14 protein-coding genes are annotated in these 20,031 nt (G+C 61.0%); 2 read left to right on the forward strand and 12 right to left on the reverse strand.

The window, feature by feature from the left end; translation table 11 throughout:
- Positions 1-31: 31 nt before the first annotated feature.
- The 5 genes from M2397_RS23470 to hutC form a co-directional block, all read right to left on the reverse strand.
- Positions 32-997, reverse strand: a complete 966-nt coding sequence (locus M2397_RS23470; protein ID WP_259244522.1) for an ABC transporter substrate-binding protein — start codon at positions 995-997, stop codon at positions 32-34.
- Between the two features lie 69 nt (positions 998-1,066).
- Positions 1,067-2,527: a cytosine permease gene (locus tag M2397_RS23475; protein ID WP_131696896.1), complete on the reverse strand. Its 1,461-nt coding sequence runs from the start codon at positions 2,525-2,527 to the stop codon at positions 1,067-1,069.
- A gap of 142 nt (positions 2,528-2,669) precedes the next feature.
- Positions 2,670-4,340, reverse strand: coding sequence for a urocanate hydratase (hutU, locus tag M2397_RS23480; protein WP_053140434.1), 1,671 nt, complete (start codon positions 4,338-4,340; stop codon positions 2,670-2,672).
- 405 nt (positions 4,341-4,745) lie between these two features.
- Positions 4,746-5,306: a HutD family protein gene (locus M2397_RS23485; RefSeq protein WP_145335884.1), complete on the reverse strand. Its 561-nt coding sequence runs from the start codon at positions 5,304-5,306 to the stop codon at positions 4,746-4,748.
- Positions 5,303-6,013, reverse strand: coding sequence for a histidine utilization repressor (gene hutC / locus M2397_RS23490; protein WP_237683111.1), 711 nt, complete (start codon positions 6,011-6,013; stop codon positions 5,303-5,305). Before hutC ends, M2397_RS23485 begins: the two co-directional genes overlap by 4 nt.
- Before the next feature lie 147 nt (positions 6,014-6,160).
- Here hutC and M2397_RS23495 point away from each other — a divergent pair, with 147 nt between their 5' ends.
- Positions 6,161-7,525: a formimidoylglutamate deiminase gene (locus M2397_RS23495; RefSeq protein WP_259244523.1), complete on the forward strand. Its 1,365-nt coding sequence runs from the start codon at positions 6,161-6,163 to the stop codon at positions 7,523-7,525.
- A 53-nt stretch (positions 7,526-7,578) separates the two neighbouring features.
- Here M2397_RS23495 and M2397_RS23500 read toward each other — a convergent pair whose 3' ends face one another.
- The 6 genes from M2397_RS23500 to M2397_RS23525 all read right to left on the reverse strand — a co-directional run bounded on the left by M2397_RS23500 (position 7,579) and on the right by M2397_RS23525 (position 17,205).
- Positions 7,579-8,148: a lipocalin family protein gene (locus M2397_RS23500; RefSeq protein WP_027605060.1), complete on the reverse strand. Its 570-nt coding sequence runs from the start codon at positions 8,146-8,148 to the stop codon at positions 7,579-7,581.
- A gap of 30 nt (positions 8,149-8,178) precedes the next feature.
- A complete protein-coding gene (locus M2397_RS23505; RefSeq protein ID WP_131696901.1) occupies positions 8,179-8,433 on the reverse strand; it encodes a hypothetical protein in 255 nt (84 codons plus the stop codon).
- Positions 8,434-8,609: 176 nt separating this feature from the next.
- On the reverse strand, positions 8,610-9,620 hold the full coding sequence (locus M2397_RS23510) for a class 1 fructose-bisphosphatase (protein WP_131696902.1): 1,011 nt from the start codon (positions 9,618-9,620) through the stop codon (positions 8,610-8,612).
- Between the two features lie 110 nt (positions 9,621-9,730).
- Entirely contained in the window at positions 9,731-11,083 is a 1,353-nt protein-coding gene (locus M2397_RS23515) for a DUF3999 domain-containing protein (protein ID WP_259244643.1), read from the reverse strand.
- Positions 11,083-14,598, reverse strand: coding sequence for a DUF2339 domain-containing protein (locus M2397_RS23520; protein ID WP_259244524.1), 3,516 nt, complete (start codon positions 14,596-14,598; stop codon positions 11,083-11,085). The genes M2397_RS23515 and M2397_RS23520 overlap by 1 nt, the downstream gene beginning before the upstream one ends.
- A gap of 156 nt (positions 14,599-14,754) precedes the next feature.
- Complete coding sequence (locus M2397_RS23525) at positions 14,755-17,205, reverse strand: glycogen/starch/alpha-glucan phosphorylase (RefSeq protein WP_131696904.1); 2,451 nt, start codon at positions 17,203-17,205, stop codon at positions 14,755-14,757.
- A gap of 239 nt (positions 17,206-17,444) precedes the next feature.
- Between M2397_RS23525 and M2397_RS23530 the strand changes: the two genes are divergently transcribed.
- Complete coding sequence (locus M2397_RS23530; RefSeq protein WP_024072902.1) at positions 17,445-17,879, forward strand: YkgJ family cysteine cluster protein; 435 nt, start codon at positions 17,445-17,447, stop codon at positions 17,877-17,879.
- Positions 17,880-18,072: 193 nt separating this feature from the next.
- Here the strand turns inward: M2397_RS23530 and typA are convergent, their stop codons facing one another.
- Entirely contained in the window at positions 18,073-19,893 is a 1,821-nt protein-coding gene (gene typA, locus M2397_RS23535) for a translational GTPase TypA (protein ID WP_131696905.1), read from the reverse strand.
- Positions 19,894-20,031 lie beyond the last annotated feature (138 nt).

The raw sequence follows: 20,031 nt of genomic DNA on the forward strand, positions 1-20,031 counted from the left end.
CCACCCCTCAGGGTAGCCGTGCACACTTGACCTACAAGGCCGCGTCGATTTTCTTGGCTGCGTCTTCACTGACCCAGGCGTGCCAGACTTCAGGATGTTCCTTGAGGAAAATTTTCGCCAGTTTCGGCGACTCAATGCGTTCCTTGGCCATGCGCCCCAGGTTCTGGTTCAGCAGGTCGATGGGCAGGTTGACCTTTTCCAGCACGGCCACCAGTTCCGGGGCTTGTTCGTGGAAGGTCTTGGACAGGCCGACCTTGATGCTCACGGTCTTATCCACACCGGGTTTTTCTTCCAGCTTGACCAGGTCGACCTGGCCCATCAACGGGGTTGGCGACCAGTAGTAGAACAGGATCGGCTCGCCGCGCTTGTAGCTCGACAGCACTGCCGCATCCAGCGCCGGGCCGGTGCCTGGGCGGAAGTTGGTGTAGGTGCTTTCCAGGCCATAGCTCTTGAGCATTTCGCTGTTGTCCAGCTCGCAGGTCCAGCCGGCCGGGCAGTTGTAGAAACGGCCCTTGGACGGTTCTTCCTGGTCCTTGAACACCGAGGCGTACTTGGCCAGGTCGGCGATGTTTTTCAGGCCCGGCGCCTTGGGTTCAAGCTTGCGCTTGGCGTCGCCTTCGATCACGTAGCGCGGTACGTACCAGCCTTCGATAGCGCCCACCACAGGGGCACCGACACCGACGACTTTGCCGGCCTTCTCGGCCTTGTTCCAGACTTCGCTGCGGCCGACCCATTCTTCGGCAAACACTTGGATGTCGTTGCTGCTCAGGGCGTTTTCCATGGTGATGGAGTTGCCTGGCAGGCTGTCGGTTTTGCAGTCGTAGCCTTTTTCCAGCACGGTTTGCAGGATGTCGGTGAGCAACATGCCGCTTTCCCAGTTCAGGCCGGCGAATTTCACCGGTTTTCCGGATTCACACCAACCGGCCGCCTGGGCGCCAGCAGTGGCCAGCACGCCCGCAGAGAATACGGTGGCCAACAGGGTCTTATGCATTTTCATTGTTGTGACGCTCCCAATCATGAAATGGATTACGGCAGTCAGTAGGCATCCAGCCCTGTCCACGTCCCCTCAGGCCTGTGCAACCAGCCCGTTTGTCGTCGTTGGTACAGCGCCCTGCTCTTTCGGCAGGATCAGGTGTTCAGGGTGTGCGGCGGGCCACTTTTTCGCAGCCCAGTAGTAAAGCGCGGCGGGGAGTACCAGGCCGATGATCCAGGAAATATCCACATCACCCAGGGCCGCCACCAGCGGGCCTGTGTAGAACTTGGTGGAGATGAACGGCAATTGCACCAGCACACCGAAGACATACACGCTGATACCGAGCAGGTTCCAACGGCCATAGCGCCCGTTCGGATCGGCCAGCGCCGGTACGTCGTAGCGATCACGGGTGATGCAGTAGTAGTCGACCAGGTTGATCGCGCTCCATGGCGTAAAAAACGCCAGCAGGAACAGGATGAAGGACTTGAACGCCCCCAGGAACGAGTGCTGCCCGAGCAAGGCGATCAGAGTCGCCGTACCGACGATGACCAGCACGAAAAACAGCCGCTGCAAGCGCGTGACCTCCAGGCGACCGCGAAAGCCGCTGATGATGGTGGCAATGCACATGAAGCTGCCGTAGGAGTTCAGCGTGGAGATAGTGACTTTGCCGAACGCGATGCTGAAATACAGCAGCGCCGCAGTGGCCCCCGTACCACCCAGGCCCACGATGTAGGCCACTTCGTGGCCGGCAAATTGCCCGTTGGACATGGCCGCGGCAAACACGCCGAGGATCATCGCCACCTGTGCACCCACCACCGAACCTGCACCTGCGGCAAGAAAGGTTTTGACCGAGGACGTCGTGCTCGGCAGATAGCGTGAATAGTCCGCCACGTATGGGCCGAAGGCGATTTGCCAGGAGGCCGCGAGCGACACCGCCAGCAGGAAGCTGCTCCAACTGAAGTGACGGATTTGCAGGAGTGCGCCCACGTCGGCCTGGCTCATCAGACGGCTGAACAGGTAGACAAAGGCAATCACGCCAATGACGCTGGCAACACGGCCGATGAAGTGGATCACCCGGTAACCGAGCACCGTGACCAGCACGATGACACTGGCGAAGATCAGGATCCCGACGCTGTCGCTGACGCCAAACAACTGGCCCAGGGCCTGACCGGAAAGCACGGTGCCCGTTGCGGTGAAACCGAGGTACATCAAGCAGACCAGTACGATCGGGATCGCCGCGCCGTACACACCGAACTGCACCCGGCTGGAGATCATCTGCGGCAGGCCCAGCTTGGGCCCCTGCGCCGCATGCAACGCCATCACGCCGCCGCCCAGCAGTTGACCGATCAACAGACCGATCAACGACCAGAACACATCACCGCCCAGCACCACGGCCAGGGCCCCGGTGACGATCGCGGTGATCTGCAGGTTGGCACCCAGCCACAGGGTGAACTGGCTCAATAGACGACCGTGTCTTTCCGCTTCCGGGATGTAGTCGATCGAACGTTTCTCGATCAACGGGGTGGTGCTTGCACGCGCGTCACTTGCAGCCATGGGTGTTCAACCTCTGATGGATTGTTTTGGGGGTCGCCGCCGCTCAACTGTGGGAAGGGGCTTGCTCCCGATAGCAGTGGGTCAGTCACCAGGCCTATTGGCTGATACACCGCCATCGGGAGCAAGCCCCCTCCCACATGGGTTACTTGATCATTGGAAGATTGAGGCCCTGCTCTTTGGCGCAGTCGATGGCGATCTGATAACCGGCGTCTGCGTGACGCATCACACCGGTGGCCGGGTCGTTATGCAGCACGCGGGCAATGCGCTCGGCCGCTTCGTCGGTACCGTCACAGACGATGACCATGCCGGAGTGCTGGGAGAAGCCCATGCCCACGCCGCCGCCGTGGTGCAGCGAAACCCAGGTCGCGCCGCTGGCGGTGTTGAGCAAGGCGTTGAGCAGTGGCCAGTCGGACACGGCGTCGGAGCCGTCCTGCATGGATTCGGTTTCGCGGTTGGGGCTGGCGACCGAGCCGGAGTCCAGGTGGTCGCGGCCAATCACTACCGGTGCCGACAACTCGCCGCTGCGCACCATCTCGTTGAACGCCAGGCCGAGCTTGGCGCGTTGGCCCAGGCCAACCCAGCAAATACGCGCCGGCAGGCCCTGGAAGCTGATGCGCTCGCGCGCCATGTCCAGCCAGTTGTGCAGGTGCGCGTCGTCGGGGATCAGTTCTTTGACTTTGGCGTCGGTCTTGTAGATGTCCTGCGGGTCACCCGACAGCGCAGCCCAACGGAACGGGCCGATGCCACGGCAGAACAGCGGGCGGATGTAAGCCGGTACAAAGCCTGGGAAGTCGAACGCGTTTTCCACGCCTTCTTCCTGGGCCATCTGGCGGATGTTGTTGCCGTAGTCGAAGGTCGGGATGCCTTGTTTCTGGAATTCCAGCATGGCTTTGACGTGCACGGCCATGGACTGCTTGGCGGCCTTGATCACGGCAGCCGGTTCGGTCTTGGCGCGGGCGCGGTATTCGTCCCAGGTCCAGCCGGCCGGCAGGTAACCGTTGAGCGGGTCGTGGGCGCTGGTCTGGTCGGTGACCATGTCCGGGCGCACGCCACGCTTGACCAGTTCCGGCAGGATTTCAGCGGCGTTACCCAGCAGCGCGATGGAGATGGCCTTGCCTTCCTTTGTGTACTTGGCGATGCGGGCCAGGGCGTCGTCGAGGTCGGTGGCTTGCTCATCCACGTAGCGGCTGTTGAGGCGGAAATCGATGCTGACCTGCTGGCATTCAATGTTCAGCGAGCATGCGCCGGCGAGGGTTGCCGCCAGAGGCTGGGCACCGCCCATGCCGCCGAGGCCGGCGGTGAGGACCCAACGGCCCTTAAGGTTTGAATCGTAGTGCTGGCGACCGGCTTCAACGAAGGTTTCGTAGGTGCCCTGGACGATGCCTTGGCTGCCGATGTAGATCCAGCTGCCGGCGGTCATCTGGCCGTACATGGCCAGGCCCTTGGCATCCAGTTCATTGAAGTGCTCCCAGCTGGCCCAGTGCGGCACCAGGTTGGAGTTGGCGATCAGCACGCGCGGGGCATTGCTGTGGGTCTTGAACACGCCGACCGGCTTGCCGGATTGCACCAGCAGGGTTTCATCGTCATTCAGGTTGGTGAGGCTCTCGACGATCTGGTCGTAGCACTCCCAATTGCGCGCTGCACGGCCGATACCGCCGTACACCACCAGTTCTTTGGGGTTCTCGGCCACTTGGGGGTCGAGGTTGTTCATCAGCATGCGCAGCGGCGCTTCAGTCAGCCAGCTTTTGGCGGTGAGCTTGTTACCGCGGGCGGCGCGGATTTCGACGTCACGGTATTTTGTAGGCTTGGTCACAACAAGAACTCCTCGGCGATCGATGCGCGAACATTGATGGTGCGAAGGAGAGTCTTACGCACACATCTTTACTTGTACATACAAGCATATGCAATCAAGCGGCCAACTTTCTGGGCTAGGTGATTGGATTTTTTTGGAAAGCGTGTGCGAGCCTCGGAAATTAAGGCTTCGAGGCATGATGAAATTTCTTACGAAGGCGTTTTATAGCGAGGGAGGTTTGTCACGACAGCGCGGTTTTGCGCCACGCTGGGGCGTTCGGTAACAAATTGGTGCGAGAGCTGGAAACAGATCGCAAGAACAGTGAGAAACAAATGTGGGAGGGGGTTTGCTCCCGATTGCGGTGTGTCAGCCCAGGATATACCCACTGATCCACCGCTATCGGGAGCAAGCCCCCTCCCACATTTTTTAACCCTGCGGGGTCAGTTCGATGATGCAGCAGCGACCCGTGACGGAAATATCCAGCAGACCGCTGTTACCGTCCACTTGCAGGCAATCGTGATGGCCCAGTACCTCGTCCAGTACCTTCACTTCATCCGCCACGCTGAACACCAGCACCGTCTGCGCCGTGCTGAAAAACCGCTGCACACCATCCACCCACTGCAACCGCGCATGGTAACGCTGAGGCGAGTAGATCAAATTGAAGTCGCGGATCGGCCCGGTAATCAGGCGGCATGACACCTGGCTGTCGCCCTTGAAGGCGAACGGTTGCAGAGGTAACAGTCCGCGCTGTTCCTCGCCATCCACGGTCAGCACCATGCCTGCGCCTTTGATCACGGTGATCACGCGCTGGTAGCCGGCGAAGGTGGAAAACCCGCCAGACTCACCGATATCGGCAATCGACAGGCGCCAGCCGAAACCTTCCAGGCCCTCGCCCGCATCGCGGGAGATTTCTTCGGTGCTGCCGCCGCCGTTTTTCCACGGCATGCGCACGTAATCGGCGGCGCGCCAGACTTTCACTGCACTCATTTACTGAACCGTCCTTCCAGGCTGTGGCGTGAACCGGGGTGGATCAAACGCGCGGCAGTCACCGGCTGACGGCCGGACCAGGTGCGTCGACGAATCAACAGGCACGGCTCGCTCGGCTCGATCTGCAGCAACTCGCACTCGGCAGCGTCGGCGAGAATCGCTTCGACCACGTGCTCGCCTTCGGTCAACGGCGCCACCTGGTTGAGATAGGCATAGGGGGTTTGCAGGGTGAAGTCCTGTTGCAGGTATTCCGGCGCGACCAGGGCATTGACGAAACGGTCCTCGATTTGCACGGGAATATCGTTTTCGTAATGCACGATCAACGAGTGGAACACCCGCCCGCCTTCGCGCATTTCCAGGGCGACGGCGCGCTCGGAACCGGCGGCCTCTTCGCCCAGGTGGATGACGCGGCACGTATGCCGATGACCGCGGGAGGCGATCTCATCGGCAATGTTGTGCACTTCAAACAGCGCTGACTGGCTCTTGGGCTCGGCGACGAACGTGCCGACGCCTTGCATGCGCACCAGCAAACCTTCGGCGGTGAGCTCACGCAGGGCGCGATTGATGGTCATGCGGCTGAAGCCCAACTGGCTGACCAGTTCGCTTTCCGACGGTACGCGGTAATGGGGTGGCCAGTTGCCGTTGAGGATCTGCTGGCTGATCATCTGTTTGACACGGGCGTACAAGGGCGCCGGACTTTCGTCCATGTGGGCAGCCAGTGAAGACTTGGCGGGCGGAGTCGGCACAGGGAATCCTTGCAGGGGGAAAAGATGCATAGATTGCCGGAGTTTACCGAGCAGGCAAACGTCTGTATATGTATATACAAATAAACACACGACCGGGGTGCTCTAATCATGTCCGCTTTCTTTGCCGAACGCGCGCTGCTGCCTAATGGATGGGCCAACGATGTACGTCTTGAAGTCAGCGCCGATGGCCTGCTGACCCAGGTTGAGGCCAACGCCAGCGCAGACGGTGCCGAACGGCTCAGGGGCCCGGTGTTGGCGGGCATGCCGAACCTGCACTCCCACGCCTTCCAGCGCGCCATGGCGGGGTTGGCCGAAGTGGCCGGCAATCCGAATGACAGTTTCTGGACGTGGCGCGACCTGATGTACCGCATGGTCGGCAAGATCAGCCCGGAGCAACTGCGGGTGATCGCCTGCCAGCTGTACATCGAGATGCTCAAGGCCGGCTACACCTCGGTGGCCGAATTTCACTATGTGCATCATGACGTCAGCGGCCAGCCCTACGCCGACCGTACGGAACTGTCCCGGCAGATCAGCCAGGCGGCCGCCAGCAGCGGGATTGGCCTGACCTTGGTGCCCGTGCTCTACACCCACTCGGGTTTTGGTGGGCAGGCACCGAACGAAGGCCAGCGACGGTTTATCAACAGCACCGAAAACTACCTGGACCTGCAGTCGCGCCTGCAACCGATCCTTGCGGCACAACCGGCGCAGCAACTGGGTTTGTGCTTCCACTCCCTGCGCGCTGTCACGCCACAACAAATCAATGAAGTACTGGCTGCCAGTGACAAGACTTGCCCGGTGCATATCCACATTGCCGAACAGCAAAAGGAAGTCGACGACTGCCTGGCCTGGAGCGGAAAACGCCCATTGCAATGGCTGTATGACAATGTCGAGGTCGATGAGCGCTGGTGCCTGGTGCACGCCACCCATGCGGATTCTGAAGAAGTGACGCGCATGGCCAAGAGCCGCGCGATTGCCGGCTTGTGCCTGACCACCGAGGCGAACCTGGGCGATGGGATTTTCCCTGCCGTGGATTTCCTCGCCCAGGGCGGACGCCTGGGCATCGGTTCCGACAGCCATGTGTCACTGAGCGTGGTGGAAGAACTGCGCTGGCTGGAATACGGCCAACGCCTGCGCGATCAACGGCGCAACCGCTTGTATCGCAGCGACCAGCCGATGGTCGGCCGTACGTTGTTCGATGCGGCGCTGGACGGTGGCGCACAGGCGCTGGGACAGCCGATAGGTCGACTGGAAGTGGGCAAGCGTGCGGATTGGATCGTGCTGGACGGTAACGACCCTTACCTGGCGACAGCGACAGAAGACGGCATTCTCAATCGCTGGCTGTTTGCCGGCGGTGACCGGCAAGTGCGCGATGTGCTGGTCAACGGCAAGTGGGTAGTGCGCGATGGGCGGCACGCCGGCGAAGAAGAAAGCAGCCGGGCGTTTACGCAGGTCTTAAGAGAGTTACTCGGTTAAAAAATGTGGGAGGGGGTTGCCCCTCCCACAATTGGATTTGTGGCTATCCAGAATTATTGCGAGGTCTTCGCCATCTGCTTATCCGACGTACGCCAGATCAAACGCGTGGTGTCATACCCTTGCTGCCGCGCCCTGCTCAACAGGTCTTCACGGGTGTCCGCACTGACCGTCGGCGTGCGTGACAAGATCCACATATAGCGCCGGCTCGGGCTGCCGACGATGGCGGTCTTGTAGTCGTCGCTGACATACAGCACCCAGTAGTCGCCCTTGGCGACGCCAGGTAGCAGTGACGTAAACCAGTTATTGAATTCCACCCAGAGCTTGTCGGTCTTGCCAGGCACCTGCGGCGTGGCCGTGCCCTTGGCTTCTTCCCACTTCCACTCGGTGGTGAGGCAGCGGTTGAATACCGACATATCGCCATCAGGCAGCAATGTGTAGCGGGCTTCGGACTGCGCGCAGTTGCGCTGGAAGTACATCGGCAATCGAGCCAACTCATACCAGGTACCCTGGTAACGCTTGAGGTTGACGTTGCTCGCTGTCTTGGGTTGCAGATCATCGCCAGAATGGCTGGCGCAGCCCGCCAAAAACAGGCTGGCGCAAAGGAACAAAACAAAACGCATCATTCTTCTTCTCCCGCAGGCTCTCGCCCCGGTTTACTTCAGGCCTTGCCCGGAAAACATCAGAACTTTGTCACCGGCATATTGAACGCTGATAAAGCTGTTTTTATCGCCCCACGTGCAGCTGGACATGCCCAGTGCGCCTGAGCAATCGGTCGGCTTACCCAACAACGACTCGACTTCTGTCTTGGCCATGCCAGCCGACAATTTTTCGTAGTTTTCTTGATTGACCTTGCTGCAAGCGGCCAACAGCACGCAAAAAGCCAGCAAAGCGAGACGGCGTAACGACATGGAATAACTCCTGGAGGGACGAAGCAGCCTGGGTATCTGCCAGAAGCTTAGAAGGGAAAAGAGGTGTCTGGTTCCCGACGAACGAAAACAAAAAAGCCCCGAAAACGCTGAAACGTTTCGGGGCTTCTTTAAGGGTGAACCGGCTCACAACAATGCCGTTCACTTATCGCAGCAGGTTACTTCTTGTGGTAAGCGGTCACACGCTCAACTTCTTCCTTGGACCCCAGGAACACCGCCACACGCTGGTGCAAGCCGTCGGGCTGGATATCGAGAATGCGCTGGTGACCGTCGGTGGACGCACCACCCGCCTGTTCTACCAGGAAGGACATCGGGTTGGCTTCGTACATCAGGCGCAGTTTGCCCGGCTTGGACGGCTCGCGGCTGTCGCGTGGGTACATGAACAGGCCGCCACGGGTCAGGATACGGTGCACGTCGGCCACCATCGCGGCGACCCAACGCATGTTGAAGTTCTTCTTCAACGGGCCTTCTTCGCCTTCCATCAACTCGTTCACGTAGCGCTTGACCGGTTCTTCCCAGTGACGCTGGTTGGACATGTTGATCGCGAATTCCTGGGTGGAAGCCGGGATGGTGATGTCTTCATGGGTGAGGACGAAGCTGCCCATTTCACGGTCCAGGGTGAAGCCTTTGACGCCATCGCCCAAGGTCAGCACCAGCATGGTCTGTGGGCCGTAGATCGCGTAGCCGGCAGCGACCTGCTCGGTGCCTGGCTGCAGGAAGGCCTTTTCGTTCAGGGCTTCGTTCTGGCTCAGGTATTCGCTCGGGCAACGCAGTACCGAGAAGATGGTGCCAACCGGGGCGTTGATGTCGATGTTGGACGAACCGTCCAGTGGGTCGAACACCAGCAGGTAGGCGCCCTTCGGGTATTTGCCCGGGATCTGGTAGGCATTGTCCATTTCTTCGGACGCCATGCCGGCCAGGTGACCGCCCCATTCGTTGGCTTCGAGCAGGATCTCGTTGGAGATCACGTCGAGCTTCTTCTGGACTTCGCCCTGCACGTTTTCAGTGCCCATGCTGCCCAGGACACCACCCAATGCGCCTTTGGATACGGCGTGGCTGATTTCCTTGCAAGCACGCGCCACCACTTCGATAAGGAAGCGCAGATCGGCAGGCGTGTTGTTGCTGCGGGTCTGCTCAATCAAATAGCGACTCAAGGTAACGCGGGACATGGAAGGCTCCGATGAATGGGGGGGGCTAAAAACCCGCGCAGTTTAACGCGAGTCGGGGCGTATTTCCTCCTATCAGAGGATTAAAACCCAATAGAGTTCATGGACTTTATTTAACGTGCCACCGGCGGCTTGCGCAGCAAACTGTAGGCCATGGCTCCCAGTGCAGCGACGCCGAGCAGTAACACGGCCCAGAGTCCGAATGTTTTCCAGTTCGGCCCGCTGTCGACAGCCGCAGTGACCACCGGCGAAGTGACCGCGACGGCCCCGGCCACCTTGGCCTGACCCATGGTGTTGAGGCGCTCGGCGTTGTAATCGGGGATCAGCGTCGACAGCGGCAGGTTCGCCGCCTTCACCGAGGCATTCCCCAACGCCAGCGTGAACGGTGGCTCGCCCCGCGCCAGGAACACCAACTGCGTGGCGCGCACCGCGAAGTGCAGGGCCGGCGCTTCGACGCCCAGGCCGCCGCCGCGCTCGTCGACCTGCAACTTGAGTTCGGTGACCGTCTGGCCGGGCAGCTGCAATTCGTCCTGCACCACGTCCTGACCATTTTGAGTCAGGCGATACAACACGCCATTGCTCAACGGCTGCCAGGCCTGATTGCCATCGCGTCGCCCCGCCAGGGTCACCGGCGCCAGCGTATTGGGCTGCTTCAACTCGATACGCAAGCGCTCGACACCCAGCCCGGTGGGCAGCTTCCAGCTGTACTCGCCCGCCTTGAGCCGCGTGCCCGAGAGCGGCTGCGACCATACCAGCGGCATCGGCAGGCTGCTGCTGGTTGCACTGGCCAACTTGGCCGAGGTCAGCAACGGCGCCGCTTGCCCCTTCCACACCAGGCGCAGGTAACGCGCGGATTGCCCCGGTAAGCTGACGTCATGCTGCTCGACCCGCTCGTCGGCAAACGACAAACGCGCGACTTGCCCATCCCCCCAGGATTCCCAGTGCTGCAAGTCATCACTGGCTTCAATGCTGAAGCGCTGGAAGCCCTCTTGCTCGCGACTCCAGTCCAGGCTCAACTGCTGCAAAGGCGCCTTGATCCTACTGGCGTCGAGCACCCAGCCGCGCAGCACCTGCTTACCCGGCTCCGGTGCGGTGGACGGCTTGATTTCCACCAGGGTGCCTTCGGCCGTGGTTTTCATCACGACACCGGGCAAGGTTGCCTGGGTGTCGGCGGCGTACAGCGGGAACCACTTCACGTCGGTGACTTCACGACGTTCGGTGCGTTGCGACGTTTGACGCGACAGCGCGTAGGCCTGGGGTTCACCGGCAGCGTTAAACACGCGCACATCGCTGAGGTCAGCCTGGCGCGCATTCAGTTGCACGGCCAACGGCAACTCAAGGCGATACCAGGGGCCGTTGCCGCTGACGCTCAGCGGCACCTGGCTGCTGAAGTCGGCCGGCGTTTCCTGCGCCCACACCGACAACGTCGTACACATGCCCAGCACGACCACGCTCAACTTACCGATCAAGAGGATGCTCCTTCAGTTTCCAACACAGGTTCGGCACGCTTGGGCGGCAGCGGCGCAAAGTAGCCCACCACCAGCAACAACCCGCCCACGCCGATAAACGACACGATCCGCGCCAGGCCGCCACGGTTGCTCAGCTCGACAAAGAACAGCTTGGCCACCACCACCGCGATCAACGCCGCACCGATCAGCCACACTTCGCGGCGATGGCGCAGGTGGCCGCCGATCATCAGGCCGAGGGCGATCAGGGTCCAGACAATCGACAGACCGGCTTGCACCAACATCGACTCCAGCAACGCATCCAGATGGAACGGCACGCCGCCCCAGTGGTGTGCGGTGCGCATCACCAGGGCCGTAAAGAACGTGAACAGCGAAATACCGGCAATGCCTTGGGCGATCAATTCAGCACGCGGCCCTCGCTGCGGCGCCACGCTGGGCGACCACAGGTACACGCCCAGCAGCGCAAACAGCAAGCCCAGATCCAGCGGGTTGAGCAACGGCACATAGGGCAACGGCTTTGCCGTGCCGTCGCTGAAGGTATTCGCCAGCCAGAACCAGCCCAGCATCAGTACCGCCAATGGGAGTGCCGCCAACACTCGATATTCCCGTGGATACGCCGACACCGGCCACGGCCAGTTGCGCGGTGCAGCAGCCAGCACCAGATACAGACTTGGCAGGATCGCCCAGCCCAACCAACGCCAGGCGTTGTATTCGCTCGACAGCAACAACAGGGCGTAGCGCAGTTCCAGCGCCAATACACCGATCAACATCCAGCAACCCAACACGTGAGCAACGCTCAGGACGTTGGCCGGCACCACCGTCGCTAAACGCCGCAGCGCGATGAAATGCACGCCAAATACTGCCAACCAGGCCAGCCAGCCGTACTGCGCCGCCGGGTGGTAATAGTGATGCGCGGACACCAGCAGCACCAGGCCCGCCGCCGGCATCAACAAGATGCACAACACGCCCAGCGATGCCCAGCGCAGCCGCGTCGCGAGCAGCGCCCAGATCGCCACGCTGACCGCCGCTATACCCAGCAGGAACGAGCCCTGGAGCTCGTCGGGAATAAACCGCAGCACTTCAGCGATCAGCGCCAACGCCCACCACGCCGCGCCCCACACCAGCAGCAGGTCAGACAGGCGTTGCAGCTTGAGTACGGCAAACACCGGCGCATGGGGCTCACGTTGCAAGCGCCAGGCACCGATCAAGGCGGCCAGGCCCAACACCATCGGCGTCCAGAAGCCACTATGCCCCAGCGGACGCAAACCCTCGCTGGTCAGAGGCCCGAGCAGCTCCGGCACCGCCAGCAGGAACGACGCGCCGCCGATCACTTGCAGCAGTAACCCGAACACGAAACTGACGCGCTGTTGCAGGTACAGGCTCAACCAGATGATCAACAACCCACTGGCCGCCCACACACCACTGGCGCTTTCCCATGGCAGTACAAACAACACGGCGAGATTGATCAGCACCAACCCGGCCAACAGCACCACGGACAGCCCGCGCAACAGGCGCACATCGCTGCGTACCATGTCGTCACGCGCCGCCAGCAGCATGCCGCCGATCAACGCCAGGCCGACCAACGACGCGGTGAGCAGGCCGTTCCAACCGGCGTTGAATACCGCTGCCGAGTCGCCGCCTTGCAGGCGCAGCAGGAACAACGCCCCGCCCAGCAGTTGTACGGCAAACGCCGTGAACAGGAAGGTGCGCGAGCCAATCCGCAAGCCGATAAACAGTGTCGCCAGACCCGCGAGCGCCCAACTGATGGCAACGCCTTGAGTCAGCAACAGCAGCGGCGCGAGCAAGTACACACAGGTCAGGCCGAGGCTGGCCAGAACCGGCAGGCCCTTGCGCTCCCAGTCTGCCGCTTGTTCCATCGCGGCCTTGCGCAGTTGGTCAAAGCTGAACAACAACGCCGCGCCCAACAACAGCGCCCCCAAGGGCGCCCCCTCCAACAGCGTGTGTTCGCCGATGCGTAGTTCACTGAGAAACGCCAGCGCCGAGCCCAATTGCAGCAACAGGCCAAATGCCCGCGCCAACGGCCGCTGCTGACGCAAGCCGAGCCAGAAGATCCCGGCGCCCTCCACCGCCCAGGCGGCTGCGGTCCAGCGTGCATCGAGGCCCAGGGGAATCGCCAGGCTGGCAAAGATCACCCCCAGGGCCAGACAGGTTTCCGCCAGCAGCAAAGCGCGCCCGCCACTGAGCACGCGGGCCAGGCCCATGTAGAGGATGCCCAGGCCCAGTGCGCTGAACGCAGCGGCGAACTCAAGGTGCTGCACCAGCGCGAACTGCAGGCCAAAACCCACCAGCGGCGGGCCGAACAGCATGCTGCCATCGACGTAATCGCCTTTGGATGCCGACCAGCGCAACAACGCATCACGGCCTTCGGGTGCATCGCCCATCTCACGCAACTTGCGCCGGGCGAACAACAGGCCGATAGCCAGGTACATCAGGAAGAACAGGATCAGGAACGGCTCGGTACTCCACAGCAGTTCCGGCGCATAGGAACGCATGCCCCAGGCAAAGCCGATACCGAAGGTGCCGACAAAGCCGATCAGGTTGAGCAAGCGCCAGGCCTTGAACCACGCGATGGCAAGGATACCGGCGTTGAGCAGGGCAAAATAACTGAACAGCGCGACGTGGCTGCCGGCGCCGGTCGACGTCAGGATCGGCGCCGCGAAACCGCCGAGCGCTGCCGCACAGGCCAGTCCCAACGCATCCTGGGTAATCGCCAGGATCGCTGAGAAGACCGTGACCGCCACCAGCAGGCCCAGCGCCGCACTCGGGTCGATCAACGGGTGCAGGCGCATCGCGGCAAACACCGTCAGGTACAGCACCGCGATCCCGGTGCCTTGCAGCATCAAGCCGTAGTTGCTGTTGCGCAGCCGCAGCCACCAGCCAAGGCCCAGCAGGCCAAGGGCCGCTGCAGCAACCCCGGCGTAACGCAGCTCGATCGGCACCACCATGCCTTCGGTGGCGTAGCGCAGCAGGAAGGCCAGGCCGAGGAACAGCAGCACCACGCCGACACGCAGCACGGTGTTGCCCCCAAACAGCCAGTTGCGTGCGCCGCTGATGGCGCGTTCGATCAGGTTGGGGTCACGGGGAGCGACAGGTTCTTGAGGCGGGCGTGGCGTCGGGGCTGGCGCCCAGACGTCGTCCGGCAGTGGTTGGCTCGGTTCGGCGACCATCGCGACAGGCGCCAATTCAGCCGGCAGCTCCCACACCAGTTCGGGCGCCTTGGCGACAGGTGCCGGCTCAGAGACAGGTGTTTCGACAATGACAGGGCTCGTCGACGTGGGTACTTCCAGTTGCCGCAGGCGCTCACCCAGGGCGATCAGCGCCTTCTGCGTGGTTTCCAACTGAGAAGCCTGCTGCTGCGCCTGGGTCGCCAGCTTGGACAGGCGAATCGCCTGGCCAATGCCCAACCCCAACAGCGCACCGATACCCGCATCGTAGAACGACTCATCGAGCGTCCAGCCGAGCACCAGGCCAATCAGCATGAAAATCCATTGCATGGTCGATATTCCCTAAGCAAACCGGCGCTCAGTATATCGACGCGCAACCAATGTGGGAGGGGCTTGCTCCCGATAGCGGTGTACCAGTCGACATATCTGCAAACTGACACTCTGCTATCGGGAGCAAGCCCCCTCCCACATTTGCTATCGCAGTGTTTAGTCCAAGGCTTTCCAGATTTCGGTTGCGTACTCGCGGATCGTCCGGTCCGACGAGAACCAGCCCATCCGTGCGGTATTGAGCACCGCCGAACGCCACCACGCCTTGGAATCATGCCAATGCGCTTCGACCCGCGCCTGGGCATCCCAGTAGGAATCGAAATCGGCACAGACCAGGAAGCGGTCGTAGTCGATCAACCCGTCGATCAAGCCCACATAGCGGCCCGGATCATCCGGCGAAAACACCCCGCCCCGAATCGCTTGCAGCACGTCGTTCAGACGATGGGACGCAGCAATGTCGGGCCCGGCGTTGAATTCACCGGCATGTTTACGCGCCTCGACCTGCTGCGCGCTGAGGCCGAAGATAAACATGTGATCGGCCCCTACGCGCTCGTGCATTTCCACGTTGGCGCCGTCCATGGTGCCGATGGTCAGCGCGCCGTTGAGGCCGAACTTCATGTTACTGGTGCCCGATGCTTCAAAGCCGGCGGTGGAGATCTGCTCCGACAAGTCCGCCGCCGGGATGATGCTTTCTGCCAGGCTAACGTTGTAGTTGGGCAGGAACACCACCTTGAGCAAGCCGCGCACGGTCGGGTCGTTGTTGACGGTGCGCGCGATGTCGTTGGTCAGCTTGATGATCAACTTGGCCTGGTGATAACTGGCCGCCGCCTTGCCCGCGAAGATCTTCACCCGTGGCACCCAGTCGGTGCCCGGCTCGGCACGGATCGCCTGGTACAGCGCCACGGTGTGCAGCAGGTTCAGGAGTTGGCGCTTGTATTCGTGGATACGCTTGACCTGCACGTCGAACATCGCCGCCGGGTTCACCGAAATGCCCAGGCGCTCATGGATGATCTCGGCCAGTGCACGCTTACTGTGCAGGCGCTGGTCGGCGAAGGCTTTGCGGAAGGCCTGTTTCTCGGCGAAGGTTTCCAGCTCGCCCAGGCGGGTTTCCATGTTGTCGAGAATGTCCGGGCCCAAGGCGTCCACCAGCATATCGGTGAGCTTGGGGTTCGCCTGGTACAGCCAGCGGCGGAAGGTAATGCCGTTGGTTTTGTTGTTGATGCGCTCCGGGTAGAGCTTGTGCAGTTCGGAGAACACTGTGCTGCGCATCAGTTGGGTGTGCAGGCCGGACACGCCGTTGACGCTGTGGGAGCCGAGGAACGCCAGGTTACCCATGCGCACACGGCGGCCGTTGTCTTCTTCGATCAGGGAGACGGCGCGCAGTACGTCGAAGTCATGAATACCCTTGGCGCGCAGCGCATCGATGTGCTGCGCGTTGATCAGGTAGATGATCTGCATGTGCCGGGGCAGCATGCGTTCCATCAGACCGACCGGCCAGGTTTCCAGGGCTTCGGGCAACAGGGTGTGGTTGGTGTACGACAGGGTTTCGACGGTGACATCCCACGCGGCTTCCCACGGAATGTCGTGCAGGTCGACCAACTGGCGCATCAACTCGGCCACGGCGATCGAGGGGTGGGTGTCGTTGAGCTGGATCGCCGCGTGTTCACCCAGGCTCAGGACCGAGCCGTGCATGTTCTTGTGGCGACGCAACAGGTCCTGCAAGGAGGCGGCGACGAAAAAGTATTCCTGGCGCAGGCGCAGTTCCTGCCCCGCTTCGGTGCTGTCCGCCGGGTAAAGCACTCGGGAGATGCTCTCGGCGCGGGCCACTTCGGCGACGGCGCCCAAATGGTCACCGGCGTTGAAGCGCTCCAGGTGCAGGTCTTCCACCGCACGGGCACGCCACAGGCGCAAAGTATTGACGCTGGCGCCGCGCCAGCCGACCACCGGGGTGTCGTAGGCAACGGCGCGCACGGTTTCGTTGGGCGTCCACACCTGGATCTGCTTGCCGGAGGCATCCGGCAGGGTTTCGACGCTGCCGCCAAAGCCAATCGGGTAAATCACCTCGGCCCGTTCGAATTCCCACGGGTTGCCGAAATCCAGCCAGCGCTCGGTCTGCTCCTGCTGCCAGCCATCGACAATCGCCTGACGGAACAAACCGTGCTCATAACGAATGCCATAGCCGTGGCCGGCGATGCCCAAGGTCGACATGCTTTCCATAAAGCACGCCGCCAGACGGCCCAGGCCGCCGTTGCCAAGCGCCGCGTCGGGCTCGAGCAGGCGGATGCGTTCGAGGTCCACACCGAGCTCAGACAGCGCTTCGCGAGCGATCTCCAGCACGCCGAGGTTACTCAGGCTGTCGTAGAGCAGACGGCCGATAAGGAATTCCAGGGAGAGGTAATAAACCCGCTTCTGGCCTTTGCGGTAGATACGCCGCGTGTGGTCCATCCAGTGGTCGACCATCTGGTCGCGGGCGGCCAGGGCAATGGCTTCGAACCAGTCGTGGTCGAAGGCATGGTCCGGGTCTTTGCCCACCGCGTAGGTGAGTTTGGTCAAGACAGCATCGCGGAATGCGGCTACCTCTGCTTCTCGTGCAAGCGGTTCCTGAGACATCGGTGCGACCTCGGGCGAGATTGAAGGAGTTGCTAGAGCCTAGTCGGTCTGACAGACGGTAGACGCTCTGGTTCGGCAGTTTTTTAACTCATTCACCTTTACAGGCATTTGATGCAGGGGTCGTGCCCGATCTGCCCATGTCCAAGCCTTTGAGCTGAAATACGCAAAATATTGTTCAAAAAAACACCAATCCCGGTATTATCGCGCGCCCAGATACAGCCCCACCTTTTGGAACCCCGATGAAGCCTCAACTGATCGCCGCCGCGGAACTCGACCGTCTCGAGACTTGGCAGAAATATTCCGCCCACATGTGCGGCGGCTGCGTGTCCAGCTGCTGCACACTGCCGGTTGAGGTGAAGATCAAGGACCTGATCCGCATTGGCATCGTCGATGAGTTCGAGCGCGGCGACCCGCCGAAGAACATCGCCAAGCGGTTGCAGAAGGAAGGCATCGTCGAGCGCTACAACAACAAATCCGAGATTTTTACCCTGCAGCGCATGAGCAACAACGACTGCCTGTACCTGGATCGTAAGACGCGCTTCTGCACTATTTATGACAAGCGCCCGGATACCTGCCGCAACCACCCGAAAATCGGGCCGCGGCCGGGGTATTGCGCGTACAAGCCGAAGGAAGTGGTGCGCGAGACCAAATTCAAGACCCTCGATAAGTTCTGATTCGGGTTTTGCGGGGCTCTCAAGGGCCTCATCGGGGGCAAGCCCCCTCCCACATTTGATCTGTGAACACATTCAAAGGTGGGAGGAGGCTTGCCCCCCGATGAGGCCAGTACAACCACCACCAAAACTGCAGGCATAAAAAAACGCCCCCGGCCTTTCGACCGGGGGCGTTTTTCATTCAGCCTGAGTTAACTCAGTTCTTGGATTTCTTGGCAGCGCGGGTACGCTCGCCTTCGTCCAGGATCTTCTTACGCAGGCGGATCGACTTCGGCGTCACTTCGCACAGCTCGTCGTCCTGGATGAATTCCAGGGCCTGTTCCAGGGTGAAGCGAACAGGTGGAACCAGGGCGATGGTTTCGTCTTTACCCGAAGCACGCATGTTGTCGAGCTTCTTGCCTTTGGTTGGGTTGACGCCCATGTCGTTGTCACGGCTGTTCAGACCAACGATCTGACCGTTGTAGATCTCTTGACCGTGTTCAACGAACAGCTTGCCACGCGCCTGGAGGGTTTCCAGGGAGTAGGTCAGTGCCTTGCCGGTTTCTACCGAGACCAGAACACCGTTCTGACGGCCGGACATGTCGCCGGACTTCATGGTGTCGTAGCGATCGAAGATCGAGGTCAGGATGCCAGCACCGTTGGTCAGGGTCAGGAACTGGTTACGGAAACCGATCAGACCACGAGCAGGGATGTTGTATTCCAGACGCACACGGCCTTTGCCATCCGGCACCATGTTGGTCAGGTCGCCCTTACGCAGGCCCATCTCTTCCATGACCTTGCCCTGGGATTCTTCAGGGGTGTCGATGGTGACGTTTTCGAACGGTTCCTGCTTCACGCCGTCAACCTGACGGATGATCACTTCTGGACGACCAACGCCCATTTCGAAGCCTTCGCGACGCATGGTTTCGATCAGTACCGAGAGGTGCAGCTCACCACGGCCGGAAACCTTGAACTTGTCAGCCGAGTCGCCTTCTTCAACGCGCAGTGCAACGTTGTACAGCAGCTCTTTGTCCAGACGTTCCTTGATGTTACGGGAAGTCACGAACTTGCCTTCTTTACCGCAGAAAGGCGAGTCGTTTACCTGGAAGGTCATGGAAACGGTTGGCTCGTCAACGGTCAGAGGCTTCATCGCCTCGACAGTGTCCGGCTGGCACAGGGTGTCGGAGATAAACAGCGAGTCCATACCGCTGACGCACACGATGTCGCCGGCGAAGGCTTCTTCAACGTCGATACGGTGCAGGCCGTGGTGACCCATCAGCTTCAGGATACGACCGTTACGCTTCTTGCCGTCGGCGCCGATAGCGACAACCGGGGTGTTCGGCTTGACGCTACCACGGGCGATACGGCCAACGCCGATAACACCCAGGAAGCTGTTGTAGTCCAGTGCCGAGATTTGCATCTGGAACGGACCGTCACGGTCAACCTTCGGTGGTGGAACGTGGTCAACGATCGCCTGGTACAGCGGGGTCATGTCTTCCGCCATGGCGGTGTGTTCCAGACCGGCAATACCGTTCAGGGCCGATGCGTAGATCACTTGGAAATCAAGTTGCTCTTCGGTGGCGCCCAGGTTGTCGAACAGGTCGAAGATCTGGTCCAGAACCCAGTCCGGACGCGCGCCTGGACGGTCAACCTTGTTGATGCACACGATCGGACGCAGGCCGGCTTCGAAAGCCTTCTTGGTCACGAAACGGGTTTGCGGCATAGGGCCGTCTTGAGCGTCAACCAGCAGCAGAACGGAGTCAACCATCGACATTACGCGTTCTACTTCGCCGCCGAAGTCGGCGTGGCCCGGGGTGTCCACGATGTTGATGTGGTAGCCGTTCCAGTTGATAGCGGTGTTTTTAGCCAGGATGGTAATACCGCGCTCTTTTTCCTGGTCGTTGGAGTCCATCACGCGCTCGTCGTTGAGCTCGTTGCGCTCCAGGGTGCCGGATTGACGCAGGAGTTTGTCTACCAGGGTGGTTTTACCATGGTCAACGTGGGCAATGATGGCGATGTTACGTAGATTTTCGATCACTTGTGTATCTCGATCAGAGGATTCGGTGTGCTGACAGGTCGTGGCAGCGATTAACAGTAGAGTCAGGCCTTGCCGTTACAGCTTGACGGCAGAGTCGGGGGGCCGGTGACGCAGGCCACAGGCAAACAGCCCCGGGCT

Origin of the sequence: Pseudomonas sp. BIGb0381 (genome assembly GCF_024809815.1) — a bacterium.
Lineage (GTDB): Bacteria > Pseudomonadota > Gammaproteobacteria > Pseudomonadales > Pseudomonadaceae > Aquipseudomonas.